Genomic DNA, 26,883 nt, shown 5'->3' on the forward strand with positions numbered 1-26,883 from the left:
CAATCGGGGAATGCCCGATTCCTCGACCGACCTCACGCTGCCCGAAAGCGCGCTGAAGGGCGTCGGCAGCCGGCCGTTCGGGGTTTACGTGCACGTCCCGTTCTGCGCGACGCGCTGCGGCTACTGCGACTTCAACACCTACACCGCGGGCGAGCTCGACTCGGACTCGTCACCCCAGTCCTGGCTCGAAGGGCTGCGGCGCGAGCTGGAGCTCGCCGCGAAGGTGCTGGTCGTGCCGCCCGCCGCCGACACGGTGTTCGTCGGCGGCGGCACGCCGTCGCTGCTCGGCGCCGACGGCCTCCGTTCGGTGCTCGACGCCGTCCGCGATGTCTTCGGGCTCGCCCCGGGCGCCGAGGTCACGACGGAGTCGAACCCGGAGTCGACGTCGCCGGAGTTCTTCGCGGGGATCCGCGAAGCCGGCTACACGCGGGTCTCGCTCGGCATGCAGTCGGCCGCGCGGCACGTGCTGAAGATCCTCGATCGCGTGCACACCCCGGGCCGGCCGGGCCAGGCCGCCGCCGAAGCCCGCGCGGCCGGGTTCGAGCACGTGAACCTCGACGTGATCTACGGCACGCCCGGCGAGCGCCCGGACGACCTGCTCGCGACGCTCGACGCCGTGCTGGCCGCGGGCGTCGACCACGTGTCGGCGTACGCGCTGATCGTCGAGGAGGGCACGGCGCTGGCCCGCCGGGTGCGCCGTGGCGAGCTGCCCGCGCCGGACGACGACGTGCTGGCCGCGGACTACGAAATGATCGACGCGACGCTGTCGGCGGCGGGCCTGCACTGGTACGAGGTGTCGAACTGGGCGGCGTCCGACGCCGCCCGCTGCCGCCACAACCTCGGCTACTGGCGCGGCGACGACTGGTGGGGCGCCGGGCCGGGCGCGCACAGCCACGTCGGCGGCGTGCGCTGGTGGAACGTGAAGCACCCGGCGCGCTACGCGGCGCTGCTGGCCGCCGGGGACTCGCCCGCGGGCGGGCGCGAGGTGCTCACCGACGACGACCAGCACCTCGAGCGGATCATGCTCGAACTGCGCGTCGCGGAAGGACTTCCGCTGGACGTGCTGGACGAACCGGGGCTCGCGGAGGCCCGGGCGGCGGCGGCCGAGGGCCTGCTCGATCCGTCCGCTTTGGACTCCCGGGGCCGCGCGGTGCTCACCGACCGCGGACGGCTGCTGGCCGACGGCGTGGTCCGGCGGCTCGCGGGCTGACGCCGGGCTTCGAGGACCGCCGGGCGTCGCCGGCCCGGTTCGAACGCAGTGAATGACTCATTCCTGGCGTCCGGCGCCAGGAATGAGTCATTCACTGCACCGGAGGCGACCCTGCTCCGGTCGGCGGCTCGCGGGCTGACGGGATTAAAACCGGGGACCCGGTCGTTGCTTGTATCGAGCAACGACTTCGAGGAGGGCCCATGGCGCGCGCGATCAGGTTCGACGAGTACGGCGACGTGGACGTCCTCCGGGTCGAGGACGTCGAGCGGCCGGCACCGGGACGGGGGCAGGTGCTCGTCGAGGTCCGCGCGGCCGGGATCAACCCGGGCGAGGCCGCCATCCGCCGCGGCTTCCTGCACGAACGCTGGCCGGCGACCTTCCCGTCCGGCCAGGGCAGTGACTTCGCCGGCGTCGTCGCGGAGCTCGGCGAGGGCGTCGAGGAGATCGCGGTCGGCGACGAGGTGATCGGCTTCGTGCACACGCGCTCCAGTCACGCGGACTACGTCGTGGCGGAGGCGTCGGACCTCACCCCGCGGCCGGACGGCGTTTCGTGGGAGGCTGCGGGCGCTCTGTTCGTCGCCGGCACCACCGCCTACGCCGCGACCGCCGCGGTGTGCCCGCGCGAGGGCGACACGGTCGTCGTTTCGGGGGCCGCCGGCGGCGTCGGGTCGCTGGCCGTCCAGCTCGCGAAGCTGGCCGGCGCCACCGTGATCGGCCTGGCCGGGGAAGCGAACCACGACTGGCTGCGCGAGCTGGACGTCATCCCGGTGTCCTACGGCGACGGTGTGCTCGAGCGGATCAAGGAAGCCGCGCCCGGCGGCGTGCACGCGTTCGTCGACACCTTCGGCTCCGGCTACGTGGAACTGGCGCTGCACCTGGGCATCCACCCCGGGCGGATCGACACGATCATCGACTTCGAAGCAGCCGCGAAGTACAACGTGAAGGCCGAAGGCAACATGGCCGGGGCATCGGCCGAGGTGCTGCGCGAGCTGAGCCTGCTGGTGGGCAAGGGACTCCTGGACGTGCCGATCGCGCGCGTCTACCCGCTCGACGAGGTGCGCGAGGCCTATCGCGAGCTGGAGCAGCGGCACACGCGCGGCAAGATCGTCCTGCGGCCCTAGTTCTTCGCCGCCACGACCTTCAGGCCGGCGAGGTAGACGTCGAGGGCGAACTCCAGGCGCTCGGTGGCGGTTTCGGCGGAGAAGAACTCGCCGATCCGCAGCATGTTTGGGAACGCCTCGGGCGGCAGTGACCGCATGTACGCCACCATCTGCTCGCCGCGTTTCGCCGTCTCGGCTGCGTCGATGTCGCCCCAGGTCCAGCCGCTCGCCTCGTAGGCGTACGCCTTGGCGTAGAGCGCCAGCGCGTCGCCCGCGAACGTCGCCTGCTTGAGGGTCAGGCCACCCGCGCGCAGCAGGGCGAGCATCGCCTCGCCCAGCCGCAGCGAGCTCGGCGTGACCGGCACGGCGACGTCCCACGCCACCCGCGCGATCCCGGGGTGGGCGACCATCACCCGGATCTGGCCGCGGACGAGCTCCTTCACCTGCTCGTCCCAGCGCGCCGGGTCCGGGTCCGGGATCGGCGCTTCGGCGAGCACGGCGTCGAGCATCAACTCCGCCAGTTCGTCCTTGTTGGCCACGTGCGCGTAGAGCGACGCGGGCCCCGTCTCCAGTTCCTGCGCGACCCGCCGCATGGTGATCGCTTCGAGCCCTTCTTCGGCCAAGACCTCCAGTGCCGTCTTCACGACGAGTTCCTGGGAGAGCGCGGGTTTCGCGGCGCGCCGGCGCGGGGCGCTGCGCCACGGCGGTGGGGGAACGGTCACGCGAACACTGTACTTGACGCGAACAACGTTCGTGAGTAGAACGGTGTTCGTAAAACGAACGACGTTCGTGAAAGGGATCCCATGACCACCACCACCGCCGAAGCCGGCGTCCGCGCCGTGCTCGACCGCCTCGCCGAGGCGTGGAACTCCGCCGACGCCGCCGCGTACGGACGGCTCTTCACCGAGGACGCGGACTACGTGACGTTCTTCGGGCTCAACTTCCCGGGCCGCGAGGCGATCGAGAGCTCGCACCGCGCCCTTTTCGAGGGGCCGCTGAACGGGTCGAAGCTGACCGGGCGGCTCGGCGCGTCGGCGAAGGTGCGGTTCGTCCGCCCGGACGTCGCCGTGGTCGTCGTGGGCGGTGGTTCGTCGCTCACCGGGGCGGACACCACCGACGAGGGCCGCGAGTCGACCGTCAGCTTCGTGCTCGTCGAAGAGGACGGCGAGTGGCTGATCACGGCGTTCCAGAACACGCGCGTCTCGGATCCGCGCGGGTGAAAGCGCTTGCGGAGGTGTCGGGGGTCGTCGCGCGGCCGCCGGCCGCGGTGTTCGAGGCGGTGCGGCGCCGGGTGACCGGGAGCGGCCACCCGATGCGGACGGAGGTCGACGCCGAACGCGGGTTCGTCGCGGTGCAGGGCGGCTGGTGGTACCGCGGGGAGTACCGCGTGACAGCCGATCCGGGCGGCGCGCGCGTCGAGCACCGGGTGGTCAACGCGGCGACCTGGGGACGCTGGGGAGTCCCGCTGGCCAACCGGTTCTTCCTCGGGTTCCGCGCGCGGACGGCTGCCGCTTTCGCCCGGATGCTCGAAGAACTGGCCACACCTGAGTAGGCGGCGGCCGGTCCGGCGCGTAGGCTGAGTTAGGTAAGCCTTAGTGCCGGAACCCTGTTGGAGTTGTCGAATGGCTGAAGCACCCCGTCGGTCCGGGCGTCCCGCGGTGCGGCTGCGGGTGCTGCGCACCGAGCGCCTCACCCCGCACATGATCCGGATCGTCGCGGGCGGCGAGGGCATCGCCGATTTCACGCCCAACGAGTTCACCGACGCGTACGTGAAGGTGCTGTTCAAGGTCCCCGGCGTCGAGTACCCGGAGCCGTTCGACGTCCAGGAGTGCCGGGCCACACTGCCGCGGGAGCACTGGCCGCGCATGCGGTCCTACACGGTCCGGGCGTTCGACCCGCAGGCCGGCGAGCTCGTCTTCGACTTCGTCCACCACGGTGACGAAGGCATCGCCGGCCCGTGGGCGGCCGCCGCCCAGCCGGGGGACGAGCTGCTGCTGTCGGGCCCCGGGGGCGCGTACGCGCCGGGCTCCGAGGCGGACTGGCACCTGCTGGCCGGGGACGAAAGCGCGTTGCCGGCCATCGCGGCGTCGCTCGAAGCGCTCCCGGCCGGCGTCCCGGCGCAGGTCGTGATCCTGGTCGAGAACGCCGACGAGCAGCAGCCGCTGACGACGAAGGCCGATGCGCAGATCACGTGGCTGCACCGTGCGTCCGGTGGCGACGTCGCCGCGGCGGTGCGGGAGCTGCCCTGGCGCGAGGGCGTCGTCCAGGCGTTCGTGCACGGCGAGGCGGGGTTCGTCCGCGACCTGCGGCGGTACCTGCTCGACGAGCGCGGCATGCGGCGTGACCTGCTGTCGATTTCGGGGTACTGGCGCGTCGGGAAGAACGACGAAGCCTGGCGTGAAGAGAAGGCGGCCGAACGGGCCCGCGAGAAGTAATCTCGCGGGATGGCGAACCTCAAGGTGGACGTCGACCCGGCGGAAGCCGGATTCGACGCGGCCCGGCTTTCCCGGATGGACACCCATTTCGACCGGTACGTCGAGGATGGACGGTTACCGGGCTGGCTCGCGGTGGTGAGCAGGCACGGCCGGATCGTGCACGTCGGGCGCGGCGGCTACAGCGACGTCGAAGCGGGCACCCCGGTGGAGACCGACACGCTGTGGCGGATCTTCTCGATGACGAAGCCGATCACGTCGGTCGCGGCGATGATGCTCGTCGAAGACGGCCTGCTGGAGCTGGACGACCCGATTTCGCGGTGGCTGCCGGAGTTCGCGTCGCCGCGGGTGTTCGTCAAGGGGTCGGCGTTGAAGCCGTTGACGGAACCGGCGACGGAGCCGATCCGCGTGTGGCACCTGCTGACCCACACGGCGGGCCTGACGTACGGCTTCCACCACGGCCACCCGGTGGACGCGATCTACCGGGCGGCCGGGTTCGAGTGGGGGACGCCGCCGGGCCTCGACCTGGCGGCGTGTTCGGAGCGGTGGGCGTCGCTGCCGCTGCTGTTCCAGCCGGGCACCGAGTGGAACTACTCGATCGCGACGGACGTCCTGGGGCGGCTCGTCGAGGTGGTTTCGGGCCAGGCTCTGGACGAGTTCTTCTCGTCGCGGATCTTCACGCCGCTGGGCATGGCGGACACGGGGTTCGTGGCGTCTTCTCTTTCCCGCTTGGCTGCGCTTTACGTGCCTGATCCCGCTACGGGCCGTGCTACGCGCAATGACGCGTTCGGCCGGCTGGGGTCCACGCCTCCGGATTGCCTGTCCGGCGGCGGTGGACTGGTGTCGTCGGCCTCGGACTACTGGCGTTTCACGGAGATGCTCCTCCGCGGCGGCGAGCTGGACGGCGTGCGGCTGCTGTCGCCGCGAACGGTGTCGCTGATGGCGAGCAACCACCTGCCGGGTCACGTGGACCTGGAGGAGTTCGGACGTCCCCTGTTCGCGGAGATGCCGTTCGACGGGCACGGGTTCGGGCTGGGGTTTTCGGTGCTGGAGGACCCGGTCAAGGCGCGGACGCTGTCGTCGGCGGGGGAGTTCGCCTGGGGTGGGGCGGCTTCGACGGCTTTCTGGGTGGATCCCGATGAGGACCTGACGGTGGGGTTCTACACGCAGCTGTTGCCGTCGAGCACCTATCGGCTGCGGTCGCAGCTGCGGCAGCTGGTGTATCAGGCGCTGGTGGACTGAGCGGGGTCGTCGGCGGCCCCGGGCCCGGCAGCTAGCCCGCGCCGTACCCAGTCGACGGTGGAGAGCGCGGAGACCAGCAGTTCCTGGCCTTCATCCGGGAAAGGCGGCAAACGTTCCGTCGCCGTCTCCAGTGAGAAACGGATCGCCTCGAGTGCCGGAGCATTCTCGGCTGCAGCCAAAGCAAGCACGTTGGCGGCCGCGGTGCTCCGCGCACCGCGGGCGAGGTACCGGTAGCGTAAGCCGTCCAGCGAAAATCGACTGGTCAGCCAGGCGGTGCGGACGACATCGGCCGAAGGCGTGACCGCGGTTGCCTGCGTCCACAGGATGGCCGTGGCGTCTTGGGCCCAAAACCGGGCCTCCGCCGTCACCTCGTCCGCGGTGGGCCACCGGATACCGGTCAGTTCCCCCAGCACCAGGCGGGATTCGGTGAGCAGACGGGCGCGTACGAGTGGGGCGTCCCGAAGAGCAGCCAACGTGGACACGTTGACCCGCAGGCCGGCCAGCTGCCGATGCAGTGACGTGGCGAGACCGAGCCAACGGGAGCCGTTCTCGTCGACGACGATCGTGAGATCGATGTCGCTGTAGCGCGTATACGTTTCCGGAGAGAGCACCGAACCGGTGATGGCCGCCGCGCGCACTCCGGTGATTCCTCGAAACTGCTTTCGGGCCCAGGCCACCACCGCGTCGGCATCGGGTTCACCTCCCACGACCGTGGGCGCTCCGCCAAGCGGTGCGGTGGGTCCCTCGGTCACCGTTTCGGCGCGGAGCACGTCGACTACCGTGGCCGGGCCCAAAAGCCCACGGATCGACGCGGCAACCGCGGTGGCCGTCGTTTCCGGCAACGGAGAACCGCGGTAACGGACCACAACCCGGTCGGGCTCCTGCACGATTTCCACCGCGGCCACAGCCAGCTGCGCCAGCAATTTTGCGACGTCCACGGAAGTGAGCTCCCTGGCACCGTGCCGGGCGAGCACCCGGACCGATCGGGCGCGGGTCAACCGCAGGAGCGGTTTCGGTGCCGCACAGGAGCAGGCGTGTTCGTCCCAATCGCCGAGATCACCGGTGTCGTAGCGCAACAGAGGCATGGCACGGTTGGTCAACGACGTCAGGGTGACGCGATCACCGGTGAGTTCGGCCACGACGTCGTCGCTGACGTGGTAACCGCCGCTGGTGCCGCATTCGATGCCGGCGATGCCCATTTCGGCGAGGGTGTACATGGAGGTGACCGGGCAGCCGAAAGCTTGGCCGACCCGTTCGCGCAGCGACTCGGTGATCACTTCTCCGGACAGAACGATCAGTGCGGGTCTGGCGCTCCGCACCCGGTCCACCAGGGTCGCGGCTACCGAGGGCATCATGGTGACCACCTGGCCGTCGACCGCGCGCAGCCGATCCGCGAACTGTTCGTCGGATAGTGGCCAAGCCTGACTGAGGTTCCATTTCACCAGCCGGTTTCCTGCCTGCCCGGCGACTCGCGATCTCGCGGCGGCGTGCAACGTCAGGTGGAACACCGAATAACCGGACTCGTCGAGCCGGGGCACGAGCTCGGTGACGTGCCGATGCAGTGCGTTCCGTTCGGCCTCTCGAGCCGCCGAGTCGATCGCGACTTCGACCGGGTTGCCTGTCACACCGGTGGTGCGGGCAGTCCGCCAGCCGGTCGGATCGCCTTCCAGCGACCACAGGCGGGGCCGGTCGGCTTGGACGTCCTGCCGGGTGAGTACGGGCAGGACGCGCAGCACCGCGAACGCATTGCCGCTCGTGATGGGGCCGACCGGCAGCAAGGCCTGGTAGTAGGGCACGTGGTCACGGGCGTAACGGAGCTGCGCGGCCAGGCGATGCGCTGCCGGAGTGGCATCCTCGGCGCCGGGCCGAGCGTCGGAGGAGGTCATTTCGGGAGCCAATCACCGGCTTCGAGGTCCAGTTCGGACAAGAATTGTCCCAGCTCGGTCAAGTCATGGCCGCTGGTCACCCAGAAGGTTTCCAGTTCGACGAACGGGTCCGGCTCCTGTATACCGGCCGAAAACGTGGACCGCCGGACGCGAGACCGGTGCTCGCACATCACCAGGAACTTGACCAGATCGCCGACCGAACCACCCTCGGCTGTCCACCGAGCCGTCAAGTCGAGTCCCGGCCCGCTGCTGGTGAGGTCGGGTTGGAGGGCCGCGGCGCGGAGGCTCCGCCGGTGCCGCAGGTACCGGATGACCGCTTTTCGGGTTTCGGAGGTGAAATCCGGAGGAGCGATCCGAGCGAAGAAGGTCTGCAGATGACGGCTGAGGTCGGGCAGTTCGAACAGGTCGCTGTCCGGCCAGCCGTCGGACTCGCTCATGGCCGTTTGCCGTACTGGCCGACGGAGAGGTCGCCGAACCGCTCGAGCCGCCGGACGGTCCGTGCGATCGCTTTCCGCACCGCCGGGTCGCGAGCGTCCGCGTCGGCCGCCTGGCGGGCCAGTTCCAGCGCCTTGGCGGGAAGGCTCCGTCGATCGGCGAGCAGAGCCGCGGTGAGCAGGGCGCGCGGCCGTTCGGTGTGCGGGCTGAGGTTCGTCTGCGCCAGCACACGATCCAGCCGTTCGCTCGCTGCTTCGAGCCGGCCCAAGCGGAGTTCGCAGTGCGCAAGACTCACTTCCGCTTCGAGCCGAGGCCCGGCCACCCCGGAGACATCGACCGTGAGCGCCGACGTGAAACACTCCGCCGCGTCCTCGTGGTCGCCCATGCGGAGCCTGATGTTGCCCTCCAGCTTCCGAGCCATGAAAATCGCCACCGGATCGCCACTCACGGTGGTCAACGCCCTGCTGCGCTCCAGTTCCTGCAAAGCGTAGGCGGAATCACCCGTGAGGTGGGCCAGGAACGCGCGATGCGAATGCAGATTCGTGCGCGCTTCAGCGGAGGCGTCTTCGCCGATCAGCGCGGCTGCTTCGCGAAGGAGGGCCCAAGCGAGCTCGAGATCGCCTTGCTGGGCGACCTTGCGTGCCAGGCGGTAGCGCGCCGACACCGCATCGGACGGCTTTTCCCGCTGATCGAGGGCGTCGATCAGGACACGGGTCAGGGCCACGTACTGCGGCCAGTGGCCCTCGGCGTTCAGCTGTTCGGTCACGCCGGCCATGTCCAGCCGGTCGAGGACCCGCAGGGCCAGGCAGTTCTTCGCGAGAACCGGCAGACAGGCTGCCAGGGCGGGCCCCATCGGAGAGTGGGCAACTTCGCGGACGCGGTCCCCGAGGGCCTGCGCGGCCGCCGAGCGTGCGGGGAGAGGCAGTGCGTCGACGACGACAGCCGGGACGGTCACTGCTCCTTCCTGCAGGGTGACCACGCACATCTTGGCCAGGTTCGCGAGGGTCGATCCAGCCCGGGCGCGATCGAGGAGATCGGCTTCGAGCAGTTGGCCGAGCGGCGCGCCTTCGAGCAACGCGAACGTCGCCAGCGCGGCCAGGTCGTCGTCGCGGAGTCCGGTGACGAGGGCCGCCACCGGCGCCACCTCCGCGGCGACGGCCGCCGGCATCGGCGACGTCGACAGGAGTTCCGGGGGCGTGTGCCGCATCTCCGCCACGTAAGCGCAGAGCGCACCGGGCAGGGACAACGGCCCGGGAGGAAGCAGGCGGAGGACGGCTTCGGCGTCCACGTGCAGGTCGTGCCGGGTGAGTTCGTGCTCCAGCAGAGCCAGGCTCTCGTCGCGGGACAGCGGCGGGACGGCCACCAGCCGGGCTGTCGTGCTGCTGTCCGGGTGGCCGTGGGAAGAGTCCAGCACGACGTCCTGGAATCGATCGCCGCGGAGCGCCTCGGCGGCGGTGGATTTTCCGGTGCGCGGCAACCCGTACAAAACCAGGTGGCGTTCCCCTTCCTCGATGGCGCGGCGCACCGTGCCGACGAGCGGGCGCTGCCACGCGCCGGTCGCGCGAGGAACCGGTGTGGCCTCGGCGGCCGTGTCGAGCAGTCCGAGCAAATGGCTCCGCAGCGTGGTGAAAGACCGGTGCTTCGCCGAATCGGGCCGGACGATGCCCGAGTGGTCGCCGGGCAGGGTTCCGGCGTCGGGGAAGACGCTGCGCGCTGACTCCGGCTTGACGATGTTGTCGGCGTCGCCGGCATAAACCTGGATCCGCACCGGGTACTCGTGCGCGCTGGCGCTCTTCGCGTGCACGACACGGTTGAGAACGGCTTCGCGGGCCTCGATGATGGCCTTGTTGATCGGGATGAGGTCACGTTCCTGGGTGCTGCGCGACCATCTCGGCACCAGCCCTCGGAGCGAGCGGGCGAACTCGGATCCGTCGTTGGGGCAGGCGAACATGACGACCTGACGGACCCGGGCCAGCTCGTGGCCGCGGCCACGGGAAACGAGATGGGCTAGGCAGCGCTGGACCACGAGGCCACCCTGACTGTGCGTGACCAGGGCGACCGCCGACAAGTCCGCCGCTTCGTTGCGCAGGTAGGTCGCCAAGCTGTCGCCGAGGTCGTCGAAGTCCGGGATCCGGCGCAGCGGATTGATTCGGATTTTCGGTGAGCTGTACTCGAAGAATCGAAGATCGAAGCGGGCCAGGCCGGGATCTCCGCCGATCAGCCGTTCGAACTCCGACCAGACAGCGCGTGAGGAAAACAGCCCGTGCACGAAAACGACACCGACCGACGCCACAGCCACCTCCCTCCCCGTGAACCGATCGGCTGATACTACCGGCGGTGCGCGGACAGCGAAAAGGAACGCGGAACCCGACGATTCCGTGCGGGGAGGGCGGGCAGCGAGGCCGGTGCTACCAGGCGCTGGTGGACTGAGCGGTTGCGACCGGCTCCGGCACCTGCGCGCCTCCGGCGGTGAGGTATCTCGCCACCGTGCTTCGCAGGTGCCCGGCGTGCTGGTAGATGTCCTCGACCGTGGTGATCGGCAGGCGGGTCTCGACCTTGTTTTCGTCGAACACGCCGAGGTACTTCTTCGACCGGTTGAACCAGAGCCGCGCGATCGGCTTGCGGTTGTTGTCGTCCAAGAGCACGCCGAAGTAGGTCTTGGTGTCGCGCGCGGCAATGCGCGCCGCGGGTACCTCGGCACAGACAATGGCGCGGACGATCCGGTAGCCCTCGAGTTCTTCCTCGGTCGTGACCACTCGTTCCTCGTCGGTCGAGGCGGTTTCGACAGCCGGCTCCTGCGGCGACTGGGCGGATGGCGCGGTGCTGCCGCCCGACACGCTCACGTAGGCGTCGGGCGCACCGAGCGCGTTCTTCAACCGGTCGTTGACCTGCTCGTTCAGGAACTGGCGGGTCGCCTTGACCACCAGCGGGCCGAACTGGTCCCGGACCCGCTGGGTGATCGCGCCTTCGTAGACCCGCGACGTCAGGAACTTGACCCATTCGTCCTCGGGTTCCTTGAACTGCGCCGCGAGGATGCGCTTCAGCTGCCCGATGTACTTCAGCTCGCCAGCCGCGCTGATGACCGAGTCGAGGTCGAAGGACTCCTTCGTGAGTTTGGCCAGTTCGGGCAGCAGGGTCTCGTCGATGTCGGCGAAGTCCAGCACGAGGAACGGCTTGGCGTCCATCCGGTTCGGCGCGTCGAGGTCGGTGTAGAACTCGTACACCTGGCCGTTCGTCAGGACGGCGATCCGGGCGTTCGTGACGGCGAAGTAGCGGAAGAGCTGGGAAGCGTGCTCGATCCGCAGCGGGTCGTTGATCTTCTTGGCTTCGACGAGCACCTGCACCTGGCCGTCGTGCACGATCGCGTAGTCGATCTTCTCGCCCCGCTTGGTGCCCACGTCGGCGGTGAACTCGGGGATCACCTCGGCCGGGTTGAACACGTCGTAACCGAGGACAGTGCTGATGAACGGCATCACGAAGGCGTTCTTGGTCGCCTCTTCGGTCTCGATGCCGTCCTTGTGCTTGCGGATCTTGAGGGCGAGTGCTTGCGCGCGCTCCGCGATGTCCATGCCGGTGCCGTTCTGTTGCCGGGAACGAGGTGCCCGGCCTGGATCGGTGCGGTCGCGCGGTCTGTTACGGATTCCGCTGGAAAAAGGAAAAGCTCCCTCTAGCGGCGTCGAGTGGTGCTTCGGGGTGGTCGCGGAGCTGGACCTCCGCCTCCGCGACCCCCTCGGCGATCACCCGGCGGCCCCGTGCGTAGTCCAGCAGCTCCGCCACCGGACGGTTGTCCGCCGAATACACCGCCGTGAAACGCTCGAACCCGCGCTCCAGCGCCGCCAGCCCCAGCATGTGCAGCAGCGCCGAGGCCAGCCCGACGCGGCGCCATGCCGGGGCCACCGCTATCGCCACCTCGGCCATCCGCCTGCCCGTCGCCTCGTAGCGGGCGACCGCCACCCCCGGGCCCTCCGAACACCGGGCCACCAGGGCGAACCGGCGTTCGTAGTCCAGCACCGTCAGCCGCTGCAGCAACTGGGGGGTCACCCGGGGAGCCGAGCCGCAGAAGCGTCTGCGCAGGGTCTCCGGGTCCGCGTTGCGGATGGCTTCGCCCAGCTCCGGCGCGTCCTGCGGGGTCAGCGGGCGGACCCACACCCGGCGGCCGTCGCGGAGGAGGAGCGTGCGGTCGAATCCCGGAGGCGGCTGCGTCACCGGGCCACCCTAGCGGCCGCCCGATCGAGCGTGGGAGAAGTTCACCGAAAACGAGTACGTTGCCAGTAAAGGGTTTCCCGCGGAACCGGTGCCTCCTCCCCCAAGCGGCTTCAGCCGAAGGGACCATGGTCCGGAGTGCAGAGCGCGCCCCGGTCGGGCACCGAGCCGGCGACGAAGTAGCGGTCGAGGGCGGCGTCCACGCAGGCGCTCTTGCCGCGGGAACCGTGGCCGTACGTGTCGAGGCTCAGCAGGTGCGCGTTGGCCAGCAGCTTCTCGGTCCGCTGGGCCCCGGCGTACGGCGTCTCCAGGTCGCCCTGGCGGTTGGCGAGGAGCAGGATCGGTGCCGTCGGCCGGTTCCACGGCCCGGTGTAGCGGCCGGTGTCCGAGACGTCCCACGTCGCGCACGGCAGCGTCTTGTAGACGTCGTACGGCCCGAAGCCCCGGCCGACCTGGTCGGCGCTGCGGGCGTAGTCCCACCACACGGCGGGATCGCGGGGGTTCGCCGCGTCCGAGCAGAGGGTCGCGCCGCCGCCCAGCAGCGAGTCGATGTCCGGCGGGCCGCCGTTCTGCGCTGGTGCCCGGCCGGCCGGGACCGCCAGCGCCCGCAGGAAGGCCGCCAGCTGCGGTGCCGCTTGGGCGTCGGTCAGGTAGTTGTGGATCGTGGCGATCGCGTTCTGGTAGGTGACGACGACCTGCTTCCCGGCCGTGTCCGTCACGGTGATCGGGCCGGCTTCGAGCCGGTCCAGGATCGCGTCGTAGTCGAAGGTGCAGCGAGACGCGCAGGCGTCCAAAAAGGACTGGAGAGCCCGAGGGCCGTCTTCGAAGCCGCGCAGGCGGTAGCTCATCGGGCCGGGACCGGTCGCCCAGCGCATCGGGTCGTCGACGGCGTCGAGGGCGAGCGAGCCGACGCGGCCGGGGAACAGGTTGGCGTAGGTCTCGCCGACGTAGGTGCCGTACGACTTGCCGTAGAACCGCAGCTTCGGCTCGCCGAACGCCGCCCGCAGCCGGTCGAGGTCACGGGCGACCGTGCCGGTCGAGAGGTGGTTCGCCAACGGGCCCGCGTTCTGCTCGCAGAGGTCGGTGACGGTCTTCGTGTCCGCGATCTGCCGCTGTTCGGCCTCGCGGGTCAGCGGGAACGTGCCGAGCGCGCGTTGCAGCACCTCGATCTGCGAAGGATCGGTGAAGCAGTGGATCTTCGAGCTCGCGCCGACGCCGCGCGGGTCGAACCCGACGATGTCGAAGCGCCGGTGCAGCTCCGGCGTCAACGCGGGGGCGAACCGGCCGGACGAGCCGGGACCGCCGGGGTTGTAGAAGACGGTGCCCAGCTTGTGGGCCTGGTCGGTGGCGGGCAACCGGCCGACGGCGAGGGACACGGTGCCGGCGGAGGAGTCCTGGTAGGACATCGGGACGTCGAGCCGGCCGCACTGGTAGTCGGCTTGGCAGGTGTCTTCCCAGACGATTCCGGCGGGGCTCGCCGCGGCCGCGGGCGCACACTCGGTAAGCGAACACAGTGCGACCGCGCTCGCGACGGCCCCCAGAGCCAGCGCAGCACGGAGTTTCGGAGGATTCATGGCCCCGATCGTCCCGCCGCCGGAGCCGGGGGCGCGCTGGTGCGCACCCCCGGAACCGGGGTAGGGCGGGCCCTACGCGGTGAGCTTCGGGATGATCTGCGACCCGTAGGACGCCAGCGTCGCCTCGCGGTCGTCGTGCATCAGGTACAGCGAGAACTGGTCCACGCCCAGCTCCGTCAGCTCCTGCAACCGTTCGACGTGGGCGGACGCCGGGCCCAGCAGGCAGAACCGGTCGACGATCTCGTCCGGGACGAACTCCGTCGACGGATTGCCCGCTTTGCCGTGGTGGCTGTAGTCGTAGCCCTCCCGCTCGCGGATGTAGTCGGTCAGCTCCCGTGGCACCGCGCCCGTGGAGCCGTAGCGCGCCACGAGGTCCGCGACGTGGTTGCCGACCATCCCGCCGAACCAGCGCAGCTGTTCGCGCTGGTGCGCCACGTCTTCCCCGACGTACGCCGGAGCCGCGACGCAGATCGTGATTCCGCCCGGGTCGCGGCCGGCCGCCCGCGCGGCGTCGCGGACCGCGCCGATCGTCCAGCGCGCGATCGCCGGGTCGGCGCACTGCAGGATGAAGCCGTCGGCGTGCTCGCCGACCGTCTTCAGCGCCTTGGGACCGTACCCGGCCATCCACATCTCGAGCCGGCCGTTGCGGATCCACGGGATCTGCACGGCCGTCTCGTTCATCGTCACCGCGCGGCCTTCGGCGAGGTCCTTCACGACGCGCATGCAGTCGCGGACGGTGGCCAAGGTGGACGGTGGTTTCCCGACGACGCGGTGCGCCGAGTCGCCGCGGCCGATGCCGCAGACCGTCCGGTTGCCGTACATGTCGTTGAGCGTGGCGAACGTGGACGCCATCACCGACCAGTCGCGCGTCCCGGGGCTGGTCACCATCGGCCCCACGACCAGCGACGACGTCGCGGCGAGGATCGCCGAGTAGATGACGAACGGTTCCTGCCACAGCACGCAGGAGTCGAACGTCCAGCCGTAGCGGAACCCGGCGTCCTCGGCGTCCTTCATGAGCCGCACGACGTCCCGCGCGGGCGGGTCCGTCTGCAGCACGATCCCGAAGTCCATCCGCCTTCCTCCCCTCCACCACCCTCAACGGAGTGGCTTCGCCACACTGCGCCTTTTGCTCAGTTCAGGTACTGGTTCAGCGAGCGGGACAGGAACTTGCCGTGCGACGTCGACCCGGTGAACCCGTCCGGCGACACGACGACGCGCCCGCGTGAAAGCACCGTGTGCACGCGGCCGGTGATCTCGAACCCTTCGTACGCCGAGTAGTCCACGTTCATGTGGTGGGTCTCGGCGGACAGGGTCTGGGTGGCCGCCGGGTCGTAGAGGACGATGTCCGCGTCCGAACCCGCCGCGATGACGCCCTTGCGCGGGTACAGGCCGAACATCCGCGCCGGCGTCGCCGAGCACGTCTCGACCCAGCGCCCGAGCGTCAGCTGACCCGCGACGACGCCCTGGTGCAGCAGGTCCATCCGGTGCTCGACACCCGGCATGCCGTTCGGGATGGCCCGGAAGTCGCCGCGGCCCAGCTCCTTCTGGTCCTTGAAGCAGAACGGGCAGTGGTCGGTGGACACCACGGACAGGTCGTTGGTCCGCAGCCCGCGCCACAGGTCGGCCTGGTGCGACTTCTCCCGCAGCGGCGGCGAAGCGACGTACTTCGCGCCCTCGAAGTCCGGCTTCGCCAGGTCCTCAATGGACAGGTAGAGGTATTGCGGGCACGTCTCGGCGAAGACGTTCTGACCGTCGTTGCGTGCTTCCGCCACCGCCGCCAGCGCTTGCGACGCCGAAAGGTGCACGATGTACAACGGCGATCCGGTCACCTTCGCGAGCTGGATCGCCCGCGATGTCGCTTCTCCTTCCAGTTCCGGCGGCCGCGTGAGGCCGTGCTGTACCGGGTCGGTGTTGCCCGCGGCCACGGCCTGCGCCGCCAGCTGGTCGATCGCGATGCCGTTCTCCGCGTGCATCATGATCGTAGCGCCGATTTCGCGCGCTTTCTGCATCGCCAGCAGGATTTCCCCGTCCGTGGAGTAGAACACTCCCGGGTAGGCCATGAACATCTTGAAGCTGCCGACCCCGCCGTCGACGCAGGCTTCCATCTCCTTCAGCGACTGGTCGTTGACGTCGGAGACGATCATGTGGAAGCCGTAGTCGATGGCGCAGTTGCCGTCGGCCTTCGCGTGCCACTTGTCCAAAGTGGACAACAGGGACGTGCCCTTGGCCTGCACGGCGAAGTCGATGATCGTCGTCGTGCCACCCCACGCGGCCGCCGTGGTGCCGGTCGAGAACGTGTCGACCGAATGGGTGCCGCCGAACGGCATCTCCATGTGCGTGTGCGCGTCGATGCCGCCGGGCAGCACGTACTTGCCGGTGGCGTCGATCGTCTCGTCGCCGGTCAGCGTCCCGGGCGCCCCGACGGCGGCGATGGTCTCGCCGTCGACGAGGACGTCCGCCAGGAGCGCGCCGGCCGGCGAGACGACCTGCCCGCCCTGGATCAGCGTGGTCATCAGGCCTCCGTGAGGGGGCCGTAGGTGTCCGGCCGGCGGTCGCGGTAGAACGCCCACAGGTCCCGGACCTCGTCGAGCTGCGCCATGTCGAGGTCGCGCACGACGACCTCGTCGTCGGTGTCGGACGCGGCGTCGCCGATCAGCTGCCCGCGCGGGTCGGCGAAGTACGTCTGGCCGTAGAAGTCGTCGTCGCCCAGCGGTTCCTTGCCGACGCGGTTGAGCGCGCCGACGAAGTACTCGTTCGCCACCGCGGCCGCCGGCTGCTCGAGCCGCCACAGGTACTGCGACAGGCCGCGGCTGGTCGCCGACGGGTTGAACACGATCTTCGCCCCGGCCAGGCCCAGCGCGCGCCAGCCCTCGGGGAAGTGCCGCTCGTAGCAGATGTAGACGCCGATGCGGCCCACGGCGGTGTCGAACACCGGGTAGCCCAGGTTCCCGGGCCGGAAGTAGAACTTCTCCCAGAAACCCTTGACCTGCGGGATGTGGTTCTTGCGGTGCTTGCCGAGGTACGTGCCGTCGGCGTCGATCACCGCGGCGGTGTTGTAGTAGACGCCGGGCTGCTCGACCTCGTACATCGGCACGACCAGCACGACGCCGTGGCGCTCGGCCACCTCCTGCATGAGCTTGGTGGTGGGGCCGTCCGGGATGCCCTCGGTGTAGGAGTAGTAGTCGGTGTCCTGCACCTGGCAGAAGTACGGCCCGTAGAACAGCTCCTGCAGGCAGACGACCTGGGCGCCCTGCGAAGCGGCGGTGGCGATGTGGTCGACCGCCGCCTTGATCATGGACTCCTTGTCACCCGTCCACCGCTGCTGGATCAATGCGGCTCGGACCACGCTCACTGGCTTCCTCCTTGTTAGCGGACAGAGAGAGGGCGGCGAAGACGACGAACGCGCCGACGAAGCCGACCACCCAGTTGTAGTCGTAAAGCGGCTTGAGGAACGGGATGAGCCCGTCCGCGGGGAACGGCCCGCCATAGGCGCCACCGACCGAAAGAACGGCTCCCACCAGCGTCGCGACCAGCGCGCGCCAGTTCCAGCCGCCGCTGAACCAGTACACCCCATCGGGTGTGTAGAGGTCCTTCAGCTTGAGCTTGGTGCGGGCGACCACCCAGTAGCCCGCGACGAGCACGCCCGCGACCGCGCCGAGCAGGCCGCCGTAGAAGCCGAGCCAGGCGAAGATGTAGATGTTCGGGTCGGAGTAGAGCCGCCACGGCTGGATGAGGATGCCGATGACCCCGGTGATGCCGCCGCCGACCGCGAACGTGATCTTCTTCGGGAAGGCGTTCGAGAAGTCGTAGGACGGGCTGACGACGTTGGCCGCGAGGTTCGCCGAGATCGTGGCCAGCACCAGCGCGACCAGCGCGACGACGACCACGATCGGGCTCGAGAACCGGTCGGCCAGCTGAGCCGGGTCCCAGATGTCCTCGCCGTAGAGGACGTGCCCGCCCGACGTCGTCAGGATCGCGACGATCGCGATGAACGTCATCGTGGTGGGCAGGCCGAGGATCTGCCCGCGGACCTGCTTGCGCTGGCTGCCGCCGAAGCGGGTGAAGTCCGGCATGTTGAGCGACAGCGTCGACCAGAACGCGATCATCGCCATCAGCGACGGCGCGAACACCTTCCAGAAGTCCGGGCCCCAGCCGAGCTTGCCGCCGTCGGACAGGATCGGGCCGAACCCGCCCGCCTTGACCAGCACGTACCCCAGCATGATCAGGAAGCCGACCGACACGAGCGGCGCCGTCCAGTTCTCGAACCGGCGGACCGCGTCCATGCCGCGCCAGATGATCAGCATCTGGCCGATCCAGAAGACCACGAAGGACAGCCAGAGCGTCCAGTGCTGGCCGGCGATCTCCGGGGCATCGCGCCACCACGAGCCGAGCAGCCGCCCGAGGATGACGTAGATGGCCTCGCCGCCGACCCACGTCTGGATGCCGAACCAGCCGCACGCGATGAACGCCCGCAGCAGCGCGGCCAGGTTGGCGCCGCGCAGGCCGTAGAACGCGCGGGCGAACACCGGGAACGGGATGCCGTACTTCGTGCCCGCGTGGCTGTTGAGCAGCATCGGCGCCAGCACGACCAGGTTGCCGATCGTGATGGTGAGCAGCGCCTGCACCCAGTTCATGCCGAGCGCGATCAGGGACGCGGCCAGTGCGTAGCTGGGGATGTTGTGGGCCATCCCCATCCAGAGCGCGAAGTAGTTGTAAGTGGTCCAGGTCCGTTTTTCGACGGGGACGGGGGCCAGCTCTTCGTTGAAGAACCGGCTGCCTTCGAGAGACCCGACGTCGGCGGGGTTCAGCTCGACCCGGCCGTCGTCGTGCACGCGCTGGTCTGCGGGTGTCGGCGCCATTGCGGAATCCTGCTCGCCGGGTCGCGGCCGGGGCAACGGCAGACTGTTCACTCTTCCCTGATCAGGAGTGCAGACTGTCGATTGCGCGAACGGTGCCGGGGTGCATGACCTGCGTCACACATCTCGCCGTCACGAACCGGCAAAACGGCGGAAACGTCTCCACAGGATCTCCACACTTCGCGCGGACCCTCTCCACCGCCGATCCCTAAGGTCGTCCTCATGGAACCAGGAGTGCGGCGAGTGCTCGTCGTCGAGGACGACGTCACGATCGCCGCGTCTATCGCGGCCCGGCTGCGGGCCGAGGGGTTCAGCGTGGACGTCGCCCACGACGGGCCGGCCGCGGTCGAGGCGGACACCTCGTCGGAGCCGGATCTGGTCGTGCTGGACGTCATGCTCCCGGGGTTCGACGGCCTGGAGGTCTGCCGCCGGATCCAGGGGCGGCGCCCGGTGCCGGTGCTCATGCTGACCGCGCGCGCCGACGAGACGGACATGCTGGTCGGGCTGGGGGTCGGCGCCGACGACTACCTCACGAAGCCGTTCTCGATGCGGGTGCTCACGGCCCGCGTGCACGCGCTGCTGAGGCGGGTCGAGCGCTCGTCCCGGTCCGATTCGCACGCGCGGATCGTGCTCGGCGACCTCGAGATCGACGTCGACGAGCGGCGCGTCGCGCGGGCCGGTGTCGCGGCGCAGCTGACGCCGATCGAGTTCGACCTGCTGGTGCACTTCGCGCGGCGGCCGCGAGTGGTGCAGCCGCGGGAACGGCTGCTGTCGGAGGTGTGGGACTGGGACGTCCACAGCACGTCCGCGGGCACGCGGGCGGTGGACAGCCACATCAAGGCGCTGCGGCGCAAGCTCGGCGCGGACCTCATCCGGACGGTGCACGGCGTCGGGTACGCGCTGGAGGCGGGATCGTGAAGACTCTGCTGATCCGAGTGGTCGAGCTGCTGCCGCGGCCGCTGGACGGGATCCGGTCGATCAAGCTGAAGCTGGCGATCCTGATGGTCGCGTCCGGTGGGGTCGCGTTCGCGTTCTTCAACTGGCAGATCGGCTGGCTGCCGCCCAAGACGACGATCACGGCGATGGTGCTGGCGCTGGTGTTGTCGCAGGTGCTGGCGCACGGGATGACGCGGCCGCTGCGCGAGATGACGGGCGCGGTGCGGGCGATGGCGAAGGGCGACTACACGCGCCGCGTCCGCGCCACCACCCGGGACGAGGTGGGTGAGCTGGCGCAGGCGTTCAACCAGATGGCCGGCGACCTCGGCGACGCGGACCGGCAGCGCCGCGAGCTGATCGCGAACGTGTCGCACGAGCTGCGGACGCCGATCACGGCGTTGAGCGGGGTGCTGGAGAACCTGGTCGACGGCGTCGAGGACCCGGACCCGGCGACGTTGAAGACGGCGCTGCAGCAGACCGAGCGGCTGGCGACGCTGGTGGACGAGCTGCTGGACCTCTCGCGGCTCGACGCGGGGGCGATTCCGCTGCACAAGACGTCGTTCCCGCTGGCTTCGCTGTTGTCGGAGGCGGTTTCCGAGGCGGCGCTGGTGCGCGGGGTGACGTTCGAGGTGTCGGTCTCGCCGGCGGACGCGGTGGTGGTCGCCGACCGCGGGCGGCTGTTCCAGGTGGTGGCGAACCTGCTGGAGAACGCCGCCCGCCACGGCCCGGCGGGCGGGTCGGTGCAGGTGCTGGCCGAGGTCCGCCCGGGCGAGATCCGCATCGACGTGTGCGACGAGGGGCCGGGGGTCGCGCCGGCCGACCGGGAGCGGGTGTTCGAGCGGTTCACGCGGGGGGAGCGGCCGTCCGGCGGGGGGACGGGGCTCGGTCTGGCGATCGCGCGGTGGGCGGTGGAGCTGCACGGCGGGACGATCGGGGTGGTGGAGCCCTCGGCGGGGGTCGGGAGCCGGATCCGGGTGACGCTGCCGACGGGCTGACTTTCGGGTGGGTCCCGGTGTCTTGAATGAGTCATTCAGGACCTCCGGGGACCTGAATGACTCATTCAAGACCTTGGGGCTTCGGGGCGTTGGGTCCGCCAGCTCGGGAACTGGCGCGGCGGGTGGTGCGGGCGAGGATATTTGCGAACGTGAACGAGAGCTGAGGACGATGCCGAAGAGCAGGATCGATGAGCCCGGCGATTCGGGTGCGGACAAGCGAGTGCCGCGGGGCAAGCGGTCGGCGGGAGGTGGTTCGGGGGCGGCTTCACCGGTAGCTGCAGCCGGCGGATTCACCAGAGCGTCTTCGGCCCGAGCCGCCTTGGAGGCGGCGGGCGGCGGGACACGCGCCGACGGTGCCGGGCGAGCCGGGGCGGCCGGGCCCTCGGGGCCGGTCGGCGATGGGGTGTATGCCGGTGGTGTCGCGGGGGCTTCACCTGGGGCGGCAGGGGAAGCCCGCGCCGGCGGCGTCGCCGTGGCTGCTCCTCCGGTCCTCGTGCGGCCGATTCCGCCGCCGAAGTCCGCCGTCGTTCCGCTGCCGCCCGCCGTGCTGCCCGCTGCCGGGCTGGCCGGGGTGGCCGCCGCGCTCGTCTTGCCCGTCGACCGGCCCGGGGTCGGGTGGCTGCTGGCCGGGCTGGCCGTCACCGTTGCCGTCTTCCTCGCCGATCGGCGGTCGGTGGCGGGCGCCAGTTCCTTGACCTGGGGCAACGCCGGGTGGGCCGTCCTCGCCCTCGCCCTGCTCGGGATGGGCGCCGTGCGGGCGTCCGGGTGGCTGTTCGTCCTCTGCGTGCTCGGGGCCGTCGTCACCGGTTCGCTCGCCGTCGTGGGGAAGCGGACCGTCAACTCCATCCTCTACGACATGCTCGCCGTCCCCCTGGAAGCCCTGCGCGCCGTTCCGTGGGCCGGCCGCGGGCTGGGACGCTTCACCGCCCGCCGCGACGGGGTCGCCCGGAGGATCGGCCTCGCCGTGCTGGCCACCGCCGCGCTCGTCGCCGTCTTCGTGCCGCTGCTCGCCAGCGCCGACGCCGCCTTCGCCGCTGTGGTCAACGCTGTCATTCCCGACCTCAGCGTCGACGTCCTCGTGCGCTGGTGCTGCGTGTTCGTCGTCGCGGCACTGCTCGTCGCCGGAGCCTGCTACTTCCTCGCCGCCCCAGCGCGTCGCGCAGACCTCGACCGTCCATACCGGACGAAGTACGGTCTGGAATGGACGGTCCCCCTCACCGTCCTCGTCCTGCTGTTCAGCGTGTTCGTCGCCGTCCGGCTCGTCGTGCTGTTCGGCGGCACCGAGTACGTCCTGCGCACCAGCAACCTCACCGCCGCCGAGTACGCCCGCGGCGGCTTCTGGCAGCTGTGCGCCGTCACCGTGCTGACGCTGGCCATCGTGTCCGCGGCGTTGCGCTGGGCCCCGAACGTCACGAAGGCCGACCGGCTTCGCCAGCGCGTCCTGCTGGGCGCCTTGAGCGCGCTCAGCCTGGTGCTCGTCGGCTCGGCGTTGAGTCGCATGTGGACGTACCAGGAGGCCTACGGCTTCACGGTGTTGCGGCTGCTGGTCGAGGTCTGCGAACTGTGGTTCGGCGCGGTGTTCGTGCTGGTGCTGGCATCGCTGGCCAAGCTCCGCTCGGCGTGGCTGCCCCGCGCGGCGATCGGCGCCGCCGCCGCGGCGCTGCTGGTGCTCGCCGTCCTCGACCCGGAACGCCTCATCGCCGACGCCAACCTCGACCGCGCGGCCGCCGGCAAACCCCTGGACCACCGGTACCTGGCGGGCTTCTCCACCGACGTGGTCCCGGTGGTGTCGGCCCGGCTGCCGGAACCGCTCCGGACGTGCGTCCTGCGCCAGGTCCTCGCCGGCGACACCCCGGATGCCTGGCCGGCGTGGAACCTCAGCCGTTCGAGCGCCCGCGATGTGACTCTCGGCAGTTGTTGAACCACCGGTGCGAGCTGTGCGTAGTTAAGAGCGGTGCGCGGAAGTCACCGGGTCGTCGTGGGGGCGGCCCGACGGCTTCCGCGCGCCAAGCCGGGTGTTACCGCTTCGGGTGGTAACGCAATGTGTGCCTGTGCGCCGGCTCTGGTGTCGCGGATCTGCGACAGGGCGACGACTGACCTTCGATGAGTGCTTCACGCCTCCAGGTGGAGCCGTCGAGAATCGCTTGGTTGAGCCAGTCGGGGTCGTCGGCGAAGCGGGCCAGGTTGAGCAACCGCGCGTGTTCGTCGGGGGCGACCCGCAGCGCGCCGAGGATCGTGGCGAGCTCTTCGATCTTCGGTACGCGCTTGCCGCTTTCCCAGTTCGAGATGTTCTGGGGTGGCAGGCCGGTCGGGCGATCGCTGTTCCGTGTCGCGAACGCGCGTCAGAACGCGAAGACGTCGTCCGAGTCGCGGTCGGCTTCGCAGCGGTTCGCGTACGTCGTCCGGAACGACACCGGCTTGCCGTGCCACGTTCCGACCGCCGTCACGTCCACCGGGGCGTAGATCAGCGTGCACATCTGGTGGCGCGCGGGGATGCGCGAAAAGTCGCCGCCCGCGCTGGTGAGGACCGCGCACGCCTTGTCGTGCTTGGGGTGCGTGCCGCCGGCCGGGTCGCACGTCAGGACGACCGAGCCGATCCGGCCGGCCGTGTCGTGGGTGGTGAGCTGGAGCGTCGACGCCGGCGGCTGGGCGGGAGCGAGGCAGCTCAAGCCCACCAGGCAGGCGGCAAACGAAAACAAAGCCATATCGGTGTCATCGGCAGCCCGAGGCCGATCACTGTGCTCCACGTCCGGGTGAGTCTTCTTCGCTCGGGCGGGTGAGGTCCCACGCCAGCAGGGCCACGTACAGCGAGAGCATCGACTCCGGGTCCTCCAGCCGGACGCCGAGGACCTGCTCGATCCGGGCGAGCTGCTGGTAGTACGCCGTCCGTGAGGTGTGCGCCGCCGCCGCGGCCGCCGACTTGTTGCCGCCCTGCTCGCAGTAGTGGCGCAACGCCTGCACCAGCCGGCTGCCGGAAGCCGCGTCGCGCTGGAGCAGCGGCCCGAGCTCGCGCGCGGCGAACGCCGTCACCCGCTCGTCGCCCGCCAGCAGGTGCAGCAGGCCGCGCAGCCGGACGTCCGACAGCCGGTGCAGCACGCGCTCGCTGCCCGCCCCCAACGCGGCCGCCGCGACCTGGCCGGCTTCCAGGAGCGTCCGGCCCGCTTCGGCGGGCGTCGAGACCGTCGTGCCGACCGCGAGCACGCCGGGTGCGCTGCCCCGGGCCTCGTGGACGTCGGTGGCGAGCCGGTGCAGCACGGTGTCGGCGTTCGCTTCCGGCGACAGCGCGATCAGCGCCCGCACGCCGAGGTCGTCGGTCGCCACCAGCGCCGACACCTTCGCGCGGCGCGCCGCCAGGACCGTCGCCTCGGCCAGCTCACGCAGCACCGGCGGCGTGGACAGCGCGGGCCGCCCGGTGACGGCCAACCGGGGCCGGACCGCCAGCCCGACCAGCTGCCGCCCGGTCAATGGCACGGCCAGCGCCGAGGCCCGCGCCAGCAGCTCCGCCGTCGGGGCGGGCGACGCCAGCAGCTCGTGGAGCACGGCTCGGTGGGCCTGCCGCTCCAGGCCGTCCGAGTCCTTGGCGACCAGCCGGTGCACGGCCAGCGCGGACGCGGCCCGCTCGGCGACCACCCGGTGGCGGTGCGGCGGCTGGTCGGCGCAGACGACGACCAGCCGCGCCCAGTCGTGCCCCCGCGCGCCGACGACGGTGACCAGCCAGCCCGAGCCGGGGTGGTAGCCGGTCCGCTCGCCGATCTGGACGACGCGCGACCGGGCCGGCCAGCCGGTGAGCAGCTCGGCCGGGTCCACCCCGGCCGCGTCGTAGGCGAGGACCTCGTGTGACAGCGTCTCCAGCACCACCGGCTCCTCGGTCAGCCGGGCGACCTCACCCAGCACGACGCCGGGTTCGGCGCCCGCGACCGTCAGCGCGGTGAACGTCTCGTGCACGCGCTCGGCGGCGCGCAGCTCGGCGACCTGGGCGTCGACGATCTGGCCGTTCACCGCCTCGGTGACGCTCACGTACCGGGTCTCGCGCGAGAGCGTCACCAGCGGCAGGCCGTGCTTCTCGGCGGCCTCGACCAGCGCCGCGGGCAGCTTGTCGCTCCAGTGCCGGACCAGCTCGATCACCAGGCCGGCGGCCCCGACCCCGGCCAGGTCGGCGATGTAGCGGGCCAGCGCCGGGCCGTCGTCGGGCAGCGCGACCCCGGTCGTCAGCACCAGCTCCCCGCCGCGCAGCAGGTGCGCGATGTCGGCGACCTCGGCGACGTGCGCCCAACGCACGGGGGCGTCGAGCCCGCCCATGCCCGCGACGACGTGCGGACGGCCCTGGCGCAGCACCGGCAGCGCGAGCACCTCGGCGACGGTCGGGTACATGGCTCCTCGCGTGTGATCGGCAGGGACAGACTGTACGGCCGGGACGGCGAGTCCGTACACGTTGTCGATGGCGTTGGCGTGGCGCCCGCCCGGAGACTCGCAGGAGACGTCCCCGAGCGAAGGAGCGCATCGCCGTGACCGACCGCATCAGCCACTGGATCGACGGCAAGCCGTTCACCGGGACCACCGCGCGTTCGGGCGAGGTGTTCGACCCCGCCACCGGGCAGGTCCGGGCGCACGTCGACTTCGCCGGCGACGCCGAGGTCGAAGCCGCCGTCGCCGCGGCCAAGGCGGCGCTGCCGGGCTGGCGCGGGACGTCGCTGGCCGGCCGGACGCGGGTGCTGTTCGCCTTCCGCGAGCTGCTCGCCGCGCGCAAGCACGAGCTGGCGAAGATCGTCACGAGCGAGCACGGCAAGGTCGAGTCGGACGCGGCCGGCGAGGTCGCGCGCGCGATCGAGAACGTCGAGTACGCCTGCGGTGCCGCGCAGCTGCTCAAGGGCGGGTTCAGCGAGAACGCGTCCACCGGCGTCGACGTCTACTCGATCGCGCAGCCGCTCGGCGTGGTCGGCGTGATCTCGCCGTTCAACTTCCCGGCGATGGTGCCGCTCTGGTTCGTCCCGAACGCGCTGGCCTGCGGCAACACCGTCGTGCTCAAGCCGAGCGAGAAGGACCCGTCGGCGGCGGTGTTCATCGCCGAGCTCTTCGCCGAGGCCGGGCTGCCCGCGGGCGCGCTGAACGTGCTGCACGGCGACAAGGCGGCGGTCGACGGGCTCCTCGAACACCGCGACGTCAAGGCGATCTCGTTCGTCGGGTCGACGCCGATCGCGCGCTACGTCTACGAAACCGGCACCCGGCACGGCAAGCGCGTCCAGGCCCTCGGCGGCGCGAAGAACCACATGGTCGTGCTGCCGGACGCGGACCTCGACCTGGCCGCCGACGCCGCCGTGTCGGCCGGGTTCGGGTCGGCGGGGGAGCGCTGCATGGCGGTGTCGGTGGTCGTCGCGGTCGACCCGATCGGCGACGAGCTCGTGCGCAAGATCACCGAGCGGATGTCCGTGCTGCGCGTCGGCGACGGGCGTGACCCCGAATCGGAGATGGGACCCCTGGTCACGGCGGCGCACCACGCGCGCGTGAAGTCCTATGTGGACGCCGGGGTGTCGGCGGGCGCGTCGCTGGTGGTGGACGGCCGCGGCATCGAGGTGCCCGGTTCCCCGGACGGCTTCTGGCTCGGCCCGACGCTGTTCGACCACGTCCGCCCGGAGATGTCCATCTACACGGACGAGATCTTCGGCCCGGTTCTGTCGGTGGCGCGCACGGCTTCGTACGACGACGCGCTGGACCTGATCAACGCGAACCCGTACGGCAACGGCGTGGCGATCTTCACTGGCGACGGCTCGTCGGCCCGGCGGTTCCAGAACGAGGTCGAGGTCGGGATGGTCGGCGTGAACGTCCCCATCCCGGTCCCGGTGGGGTACTACTCCTTCGGCGGCTGGAAGGACTCGCTGTTCGGCGACAGCCACGCCTACGGGCCGGAGGGGTTCCACTTCTTCACCCGGACGAAGGTCGTGACGTCGCGGTGGCCGGACCGGTCGCACGCCGGGGTGAACCTGGGCTTCCCGCGCAACTCCTGAGCGCACGCGGGA

24 protein-coding genes are annotated in these 26,883 nt (G+C 70.6%); 10 read left to right on the top strand and 14 right to left on the bottom strand.

The genetic code is table 11. The features are described 5' to 3' along the window. The first annotated feature begins 10 nt into the window (after window positions 1-10). Window positions 11-1,210 carry a radical SAM family heme chaperone HemW gene (gene hemW / locus AB0M83_RS15490; RefSeq protein ID WP_364517353.1) on the top strand — a complete coding sequence of 400 codons (1,200 nt, stop codon included), beginning with the start codon at window positions 11-13 and terminating at the stop codon, window positions 1,208-1,210. 200 nt (window positions 1,211-1,410) lie between these two features. Continuing rightward, window positions 1,411-2,331: an NADP-dependent oxidoreductase gene (locus AB0M83_RS15495; RefSeq protein ID WP_364517355.1), complete on the top strand. Its 921-nt coding sequence runs from the start codon at window positions 1,411-1,413 to the stop codon at window positions 2,329-2,331. Here the strand turns inward: AB0M83_RS15495 and AB0M83_RS15500 are convergent. Next, window positions 2,328-2,942 (bottom strand): TetR/AcrR family transcriptional regulator, encoded by a 615-nt coding sequence (locus tag AB0M83_RS15500; protein WP_364517452.1) that lies wholly within the window; start codon window positions 2,940-2,942, stop codon window positions 2,328-2,330. The two genes, AB0M83_RS15495 and AB0M83_RS15500, sit on opposite strands and share 4 nt — an antisense overlap. A 171-nt stretch (window positions 2,943-3,113) precedes the next feature. On the opposite strand from AB0M83_RS15500, the gene AB0M83_RS15505 reads away from it, so the two are divergent. From AB0M83_RS15505 to AB0M83_RS15520, 4 genes are all read left to right on the top strand, one after another. Next, window positions 3,114-3,530, top strand: coding sequence for an SgcJ/EcaC family oxidoreductase (locus AB0M83_RS15505; protein ID WP_364517357.1), 417 nt, complete (start codon window positions 3,114-3,116; stop codon window positions 3,528-3,530). After that, window positions 3,527-3,862 (top strand): hypothetical protein, encoded by a 336-nt coding sequence (locus AB0M83_RS15510; RefSeq protein ID WP_364517359.1) that lies wholly within the window; start codon window positions 3,527-3,529, stop codon window positions 3,860-3,862. The genes AB0M83_RS15505 and AB0M83_RS15510 overlap by 4 nt, the downstream gene beginning before the upstream one ends. A 70-nt stretch (window positions 3,863-3,932) precedes the next feature. Beyond that, window positions 3,933-4,745 carry a siderophore-interacting protein gene (locus tag AB0M83_RS15515; protein ID WP_364517361.1) on the top strand — a complete coding sequence of 271 codons (813 nt, stop codon included), beginning with the start codon at window positions 3,933-3,935 and terminating at the stop codon, window positions 4,743-4,745. A gap of 9 nt (window positions 4,746-4,754) precedes the next feature. Then, complete coding sequence (locus tag AB0M83_RS15520; RefSeq protein WP_364517363.1) at window positions 4,755-5,984, top strand: serine hydrolase domain-containing protein; 1,230 nt, start codon at window positions 4,755-4,757, stop codon at window positions 5,982-5,984. Here AB0M83_RS15520 and AB0M83_RS15525 read toward each other — a convergent pair. From AB0M83_RS15525 to AB0M83_RS15570, 10 genes are all read right to left on the bottom strand, one after another. Continuing rightward, the gene (locus AB0M83_RS15525; protein WP_364517365.1) at window positions 5,966-7,870 is read right to left on the bottom strand and encodes a hypothetical protein; all 1,905 of its coding nucleotides are present in this window, start codon (window positions 7,868-7,870) and stop codon (window positions 5,966-5,968) included. The two genes, AB0M83_RS15520 and AB0M83_RS15525, sit on opposite strands and share 19 nt — an antisense overlap. Beyond that, window positions 7,867-8,307, bottom strand: a complete 441-nt coding sequence (locus AB0M83_RS15530; protein ID WP_364517367.1) for a hypothetical protein — start codon at window positions 8,305-8,307, stop codon at window positions 7,867-7,869. The genes AB0M83_RS15525 and AB0M83_RS15530 overlap by 4 nt, the downstream gene beginning before the upstream one ends. After that, entirely contained in the window at window positions 8,304-10,598 is a 2,295-nt protein-coding gene (locus tag AB0M83_RS15535; protein ID WP_364517369.1) for an alpha/beta fold hydrolase, read from the bottom strand. Before AB0M83_RS15535 ends, AB0M83_RS15530 begins: the two co-directional genes overlap by 4 nt. A gap of 115 nt (window positions 10,599-10,713) precedes the next feature. Then, on the bottom strand, window positions 10,714-11,874 hold the full coding sequence (locus tag AB0M83_RS15540) for a type I restriction endonuclease (protein WP_364517371.1): 1,161 nt from the start codon (window positions 11,872-11,874) through the stop codon (window positions 10,714-10,716). 64 nt (window positions 11,875-11,938) lie between these two features. After that, window positions 11,939-12,511: a GNAT family N-acetyltransferase gene (locus AB0M83_RS15545; protein WP_364517373.1), complete on the bottom strand. Its 573-nt coding sequence runs from the start codon at window positions 12,509-12,511 to the stop codon at window positions 11,939-11,941. Between the two features lie 110 nt (window positions 12,512-12,621). Then, entirely contained in the window at window positions 12,622-14,082 is a 1,461-nt protein-coding gene (locus tag AB0M83_RS15550; RefSeq protein ID WP_364517375.1) for an alpha/beta fold hydrolase, read from the bottom strand. A gap of 72 nt (window positions 14,083-14,154) precedes the next feature. Next, the gene (locus tag AB0M83_RS15555; RefSeq protein ID WP_364517377.1) at window positions 14,155-15,153 is read right to left on the bottom strand and encodes a TIGR03842 family LLM class F420-dependent oxidoreductase; all 999 of its coding nucleotides are present in this window, start codon (window positions 15,151-15,153) and stop codon (window positions 14,155-14,157) included. Between the two features lie 59 nt (window positions 15,154-15,212). Next, on the bottom strand, window positions 15,213-16,595 hold the full coding sequence (hydA, locus tag AB0M83_RS15560; RefSeq protein ID WP_364517379.1) for a dihydropyrimidinase: 1,383 nt from the start codon (window positions 16,593-16,595) through the stop codon (window positions 15,213-15,215). Beyond that, a complete protein-coding gene (locus AB0M83_RS15565; RefSeq protein WP_364517454.1) occupies window positions 16,595-17,377 on the bottom strand; it encodes a nitrilase-related carbon-nitrogen hydrolase in 783 nt (260 codons plus the stop codon). Before AB0M83_RS15565 ends, hydA begins: the two co-directional genes overlap by 1 nt. A 10-nt stretch (window positions 17,378-17,387) precedes the next feature. After that, window positions 17,388-18,941, bottom strand: coding sequence for an NCS1 family nucleobase:cation symporter-1 (locus AB0M83_RS15570; protein WP_364517381.1), 1,554 nt, complete (start codon window positions 18,939-18,941; stop codon window positions 17,388-17,390). Between the two features lie 240 nt (window positions 18,942-19,181). Between AB0M83_RS15570 and AB0M83_RS15575 the strand changes: the two genes are divergently transcribed. The 3 genes from AB0M83_RS15575 (at window position 19,182) to AB0M83_RS15585 (ending at window position 22,790) form a co-directional block, all read left to right on the top strand. Then, entirely contained in the window at window positions 19,182-19,856 is a 675-nt protein-coding gene (locus AB0M83_RS15575; protein ID WP_364517456.1) for a response regulator transcription factor, read from the top strand. Beyond that, window positions 19,853-20,869: an ATP-binding protein gene (locus AB0M83_RS15580; protein WP_364517383.1), complete on the top strand. Its 1,017-nt coding sequence runs from the start codon at window positions 19,853-19,855 to the stop codon at window positions 20,867-20,869. Before AB0M83_RS15575 ends, AB0M83_RS15580 begins: the two co-directional genes overlap by 4 nt. A 472-nt stretch (window positions 20,870-21,341) precedes the next feature. Beyond that, on the top strand, window positions 21,342-22,790 hold the full coding sequence (locus AB0M83_RS15585; protein WP_364517385.1) for a DUF4173 domain-containing protein: 1,449 nt from the start codon (window positions 21,342-21,344) through the stop codon (window positions 22,788-22,790). Between the two features lie 97 nt (window positions 22,791-22,887). Here the strand turns inward: AB0M83_RS15585 and AB0M83_RS15590 are convergent, their stop codons facing one another. Genes AB0M83_RS15590 through AB0M83_RS15600 form a run of 3 tightly spaced genes read right to left on the bottom strand, consistent with a single transcriptional unit; the run spans window position 22,888 to window position 25,240 of the window. Further along, a complete protein-coding gene (locus AB0M83_RS15590) occupies window positions 22,888-23,172 on the bottom strand; it encodes a helix-turn-helix transcriptional regulator (RefSeq protein WP_364517458.1) in 285 nt (94 codons plus the stop codon). A gap of 39 nt (window positions 23,173-23,211) precedes the next feature. Next, entirely contained in the window at window positions 23,212-23,574 is a 363-nt protein-coding gene (locus tag AB0M83_RS15595; protein ID WP_364517387.1) for an SSI family serine proteinase inhibitor, read from the bottom strand. Between the two features lie 28 nt (window positions 23,575-23,602). Next, complete coding sequence (locus AB0M83_RS15600; protein WP_364517389.1) at window positions 23,603-25,240, bottom strand: PucR family transcriptional regulator ligand-binding domain-containing protein; 1,638 nt, start codon at window positions 25,238-25,240, stop codon at window positions 23,603-23,605. A gap of 134 nt (window positions 25,241-25,374) precedes the next feature. Here AB0M83_RS15600 and AB0M83_RS15605 point away from each other — a divergent pair, with 134 nt between their 5' ends. Further along, the gene (locus tag AB0M83_RS15605) at window positions 25,375-26,871 is read left to right on the top strand and encodes a CoA-acylating methylmalonate-semialdehyde dehydrogenase (protein ID WP_364517391.1); all 1,497 of its coding nucleotides are present in this window, start codon (window positions 25,375-25,377) and stop codon (window positions 26,869-26,871) included. Window positions 26,872-26,883 lie beyond the last annotated feature (12 nt).

The organism is Amycolatopsis sp. NPDC051106, from assembly GCF_040682775.1.
Lineage (GTDB): Bacteria > Actinomycetota > Actinomycetes > Mycobacteriales > Pseudonocardiaceae > Amycolatopsis.

Excerpts from the sequence above, each read along its gene's own strand:
- AB0M83_RS15495 (WP_364517355.1), top strand. The coding sequence starts at position 1,411 with ATGGCGCGCGCGATCAGGTTCGACGAGTACGGCGACGTGGACGTCCTC.
- AB0M83_RS15570 (WP_364517381.1), bottom strand. The coding sequence starts at position 18,941 with ATGGCGCCGACACCCGCAGACCAGCGCGTGCACGACGACGGCCGGGTC.
- hemW (WP_364517353.1), top strand. The coding sequence starts at position 11 with ATGCCCGATTCCTCGACCGACCTCACGCTGCCCGAAAGCGCGCTGAAG.
- AB0M83_RS15550 (WP_364517375.1), bottom strand. The coding sequence starts at position 14,082 with ATGAATCCTCCGAAACTCCGTGCTGCGCTGGCTCTGGGGGCCGTCGCG.
- AB0M83_RS15525 (WP_364517365.1), bottom strand. The coding sequence starts at position 7,870 with ATGACCTCCTCCGACGCTCGGCCCGGCGCCGAGGATGCCACTCCGGCA.
- AB0M83_RS15565 (WP_364517454.1), bottom strand. The coding sequence starts at position 17,377 with ATGATCAAGGCGGCGGTCGACCACATCGCCACCGCCGCTTCGCAGGGC.
- AB0M83_RS15505 (WP_364517357.1), top strand. The coding sequence starts at position 3,114 with ATGACCACCACCACCGCCGAAGCCGGCGTCCGCGCCGTGCTCGACCGC.
- hydA (WP_364517379.1), bottom strand. The coding sequence starts at position 16,595 with ATGACCACGCTGATCCAGGGCGGGCAGGTCGTCTCGCCGGCCGGCGCG.
- AB0M83_RS15595 (WP_364517387.1), bottom strand. The coding sequence starts at position 23,574 with ATGGCTTTGTTTTCGTTTGCCGCCTGCCTGGTGGGCTTGAGCTGCCTC.
- AB0M83_RS15600 (WP_364517389.1), bottom strand. The coding sequence starts at position 25,240 with ATGTACCCGACCGTCGCCGAGGTGCTCGCGCTGCCGGTGCTGCGCCAG.
- AB0M83_RS15515 (WP_364517361.1), top strand. The coding sequence starts at position 3,933 with ATGGCTGAAGCACCCCGTCGGTCCGGGCGTCCCGCGGTGCGGCTGCGG.
- AB0M83_RS15530 (WP_364517367.1), bottom strand. The coding sequence starts at position 8,307 with ATGAGCGAGTCCGACGGCTGGCCGGACAGCGACCTGTTCGAACTGCCC.
- AB0M83_RS15555 (WP_364517377.1), bottom strand. The coding sequence starts at position 15,153 with ATGGACTTCGGGATCGTGCTGCAGACGGACCCGCCCGCGCGGGACGTC.
- AB0M83_RS15520 (WP_364517363.1), top strand. The coding sequence starts at position 4,755 with ATGGCGAACCTCAAGGTGGACGTCGACCCGGCGGAAGCCGGATTCGAC.
- AB0M83_RS15540 (WP_364517371.1), bottom strand. The coding sequence starts at position 11,874 with ATGGACATCGCGGAGCGCGCGCAAGCACTCGCCCTCAAGATCCGCAAG.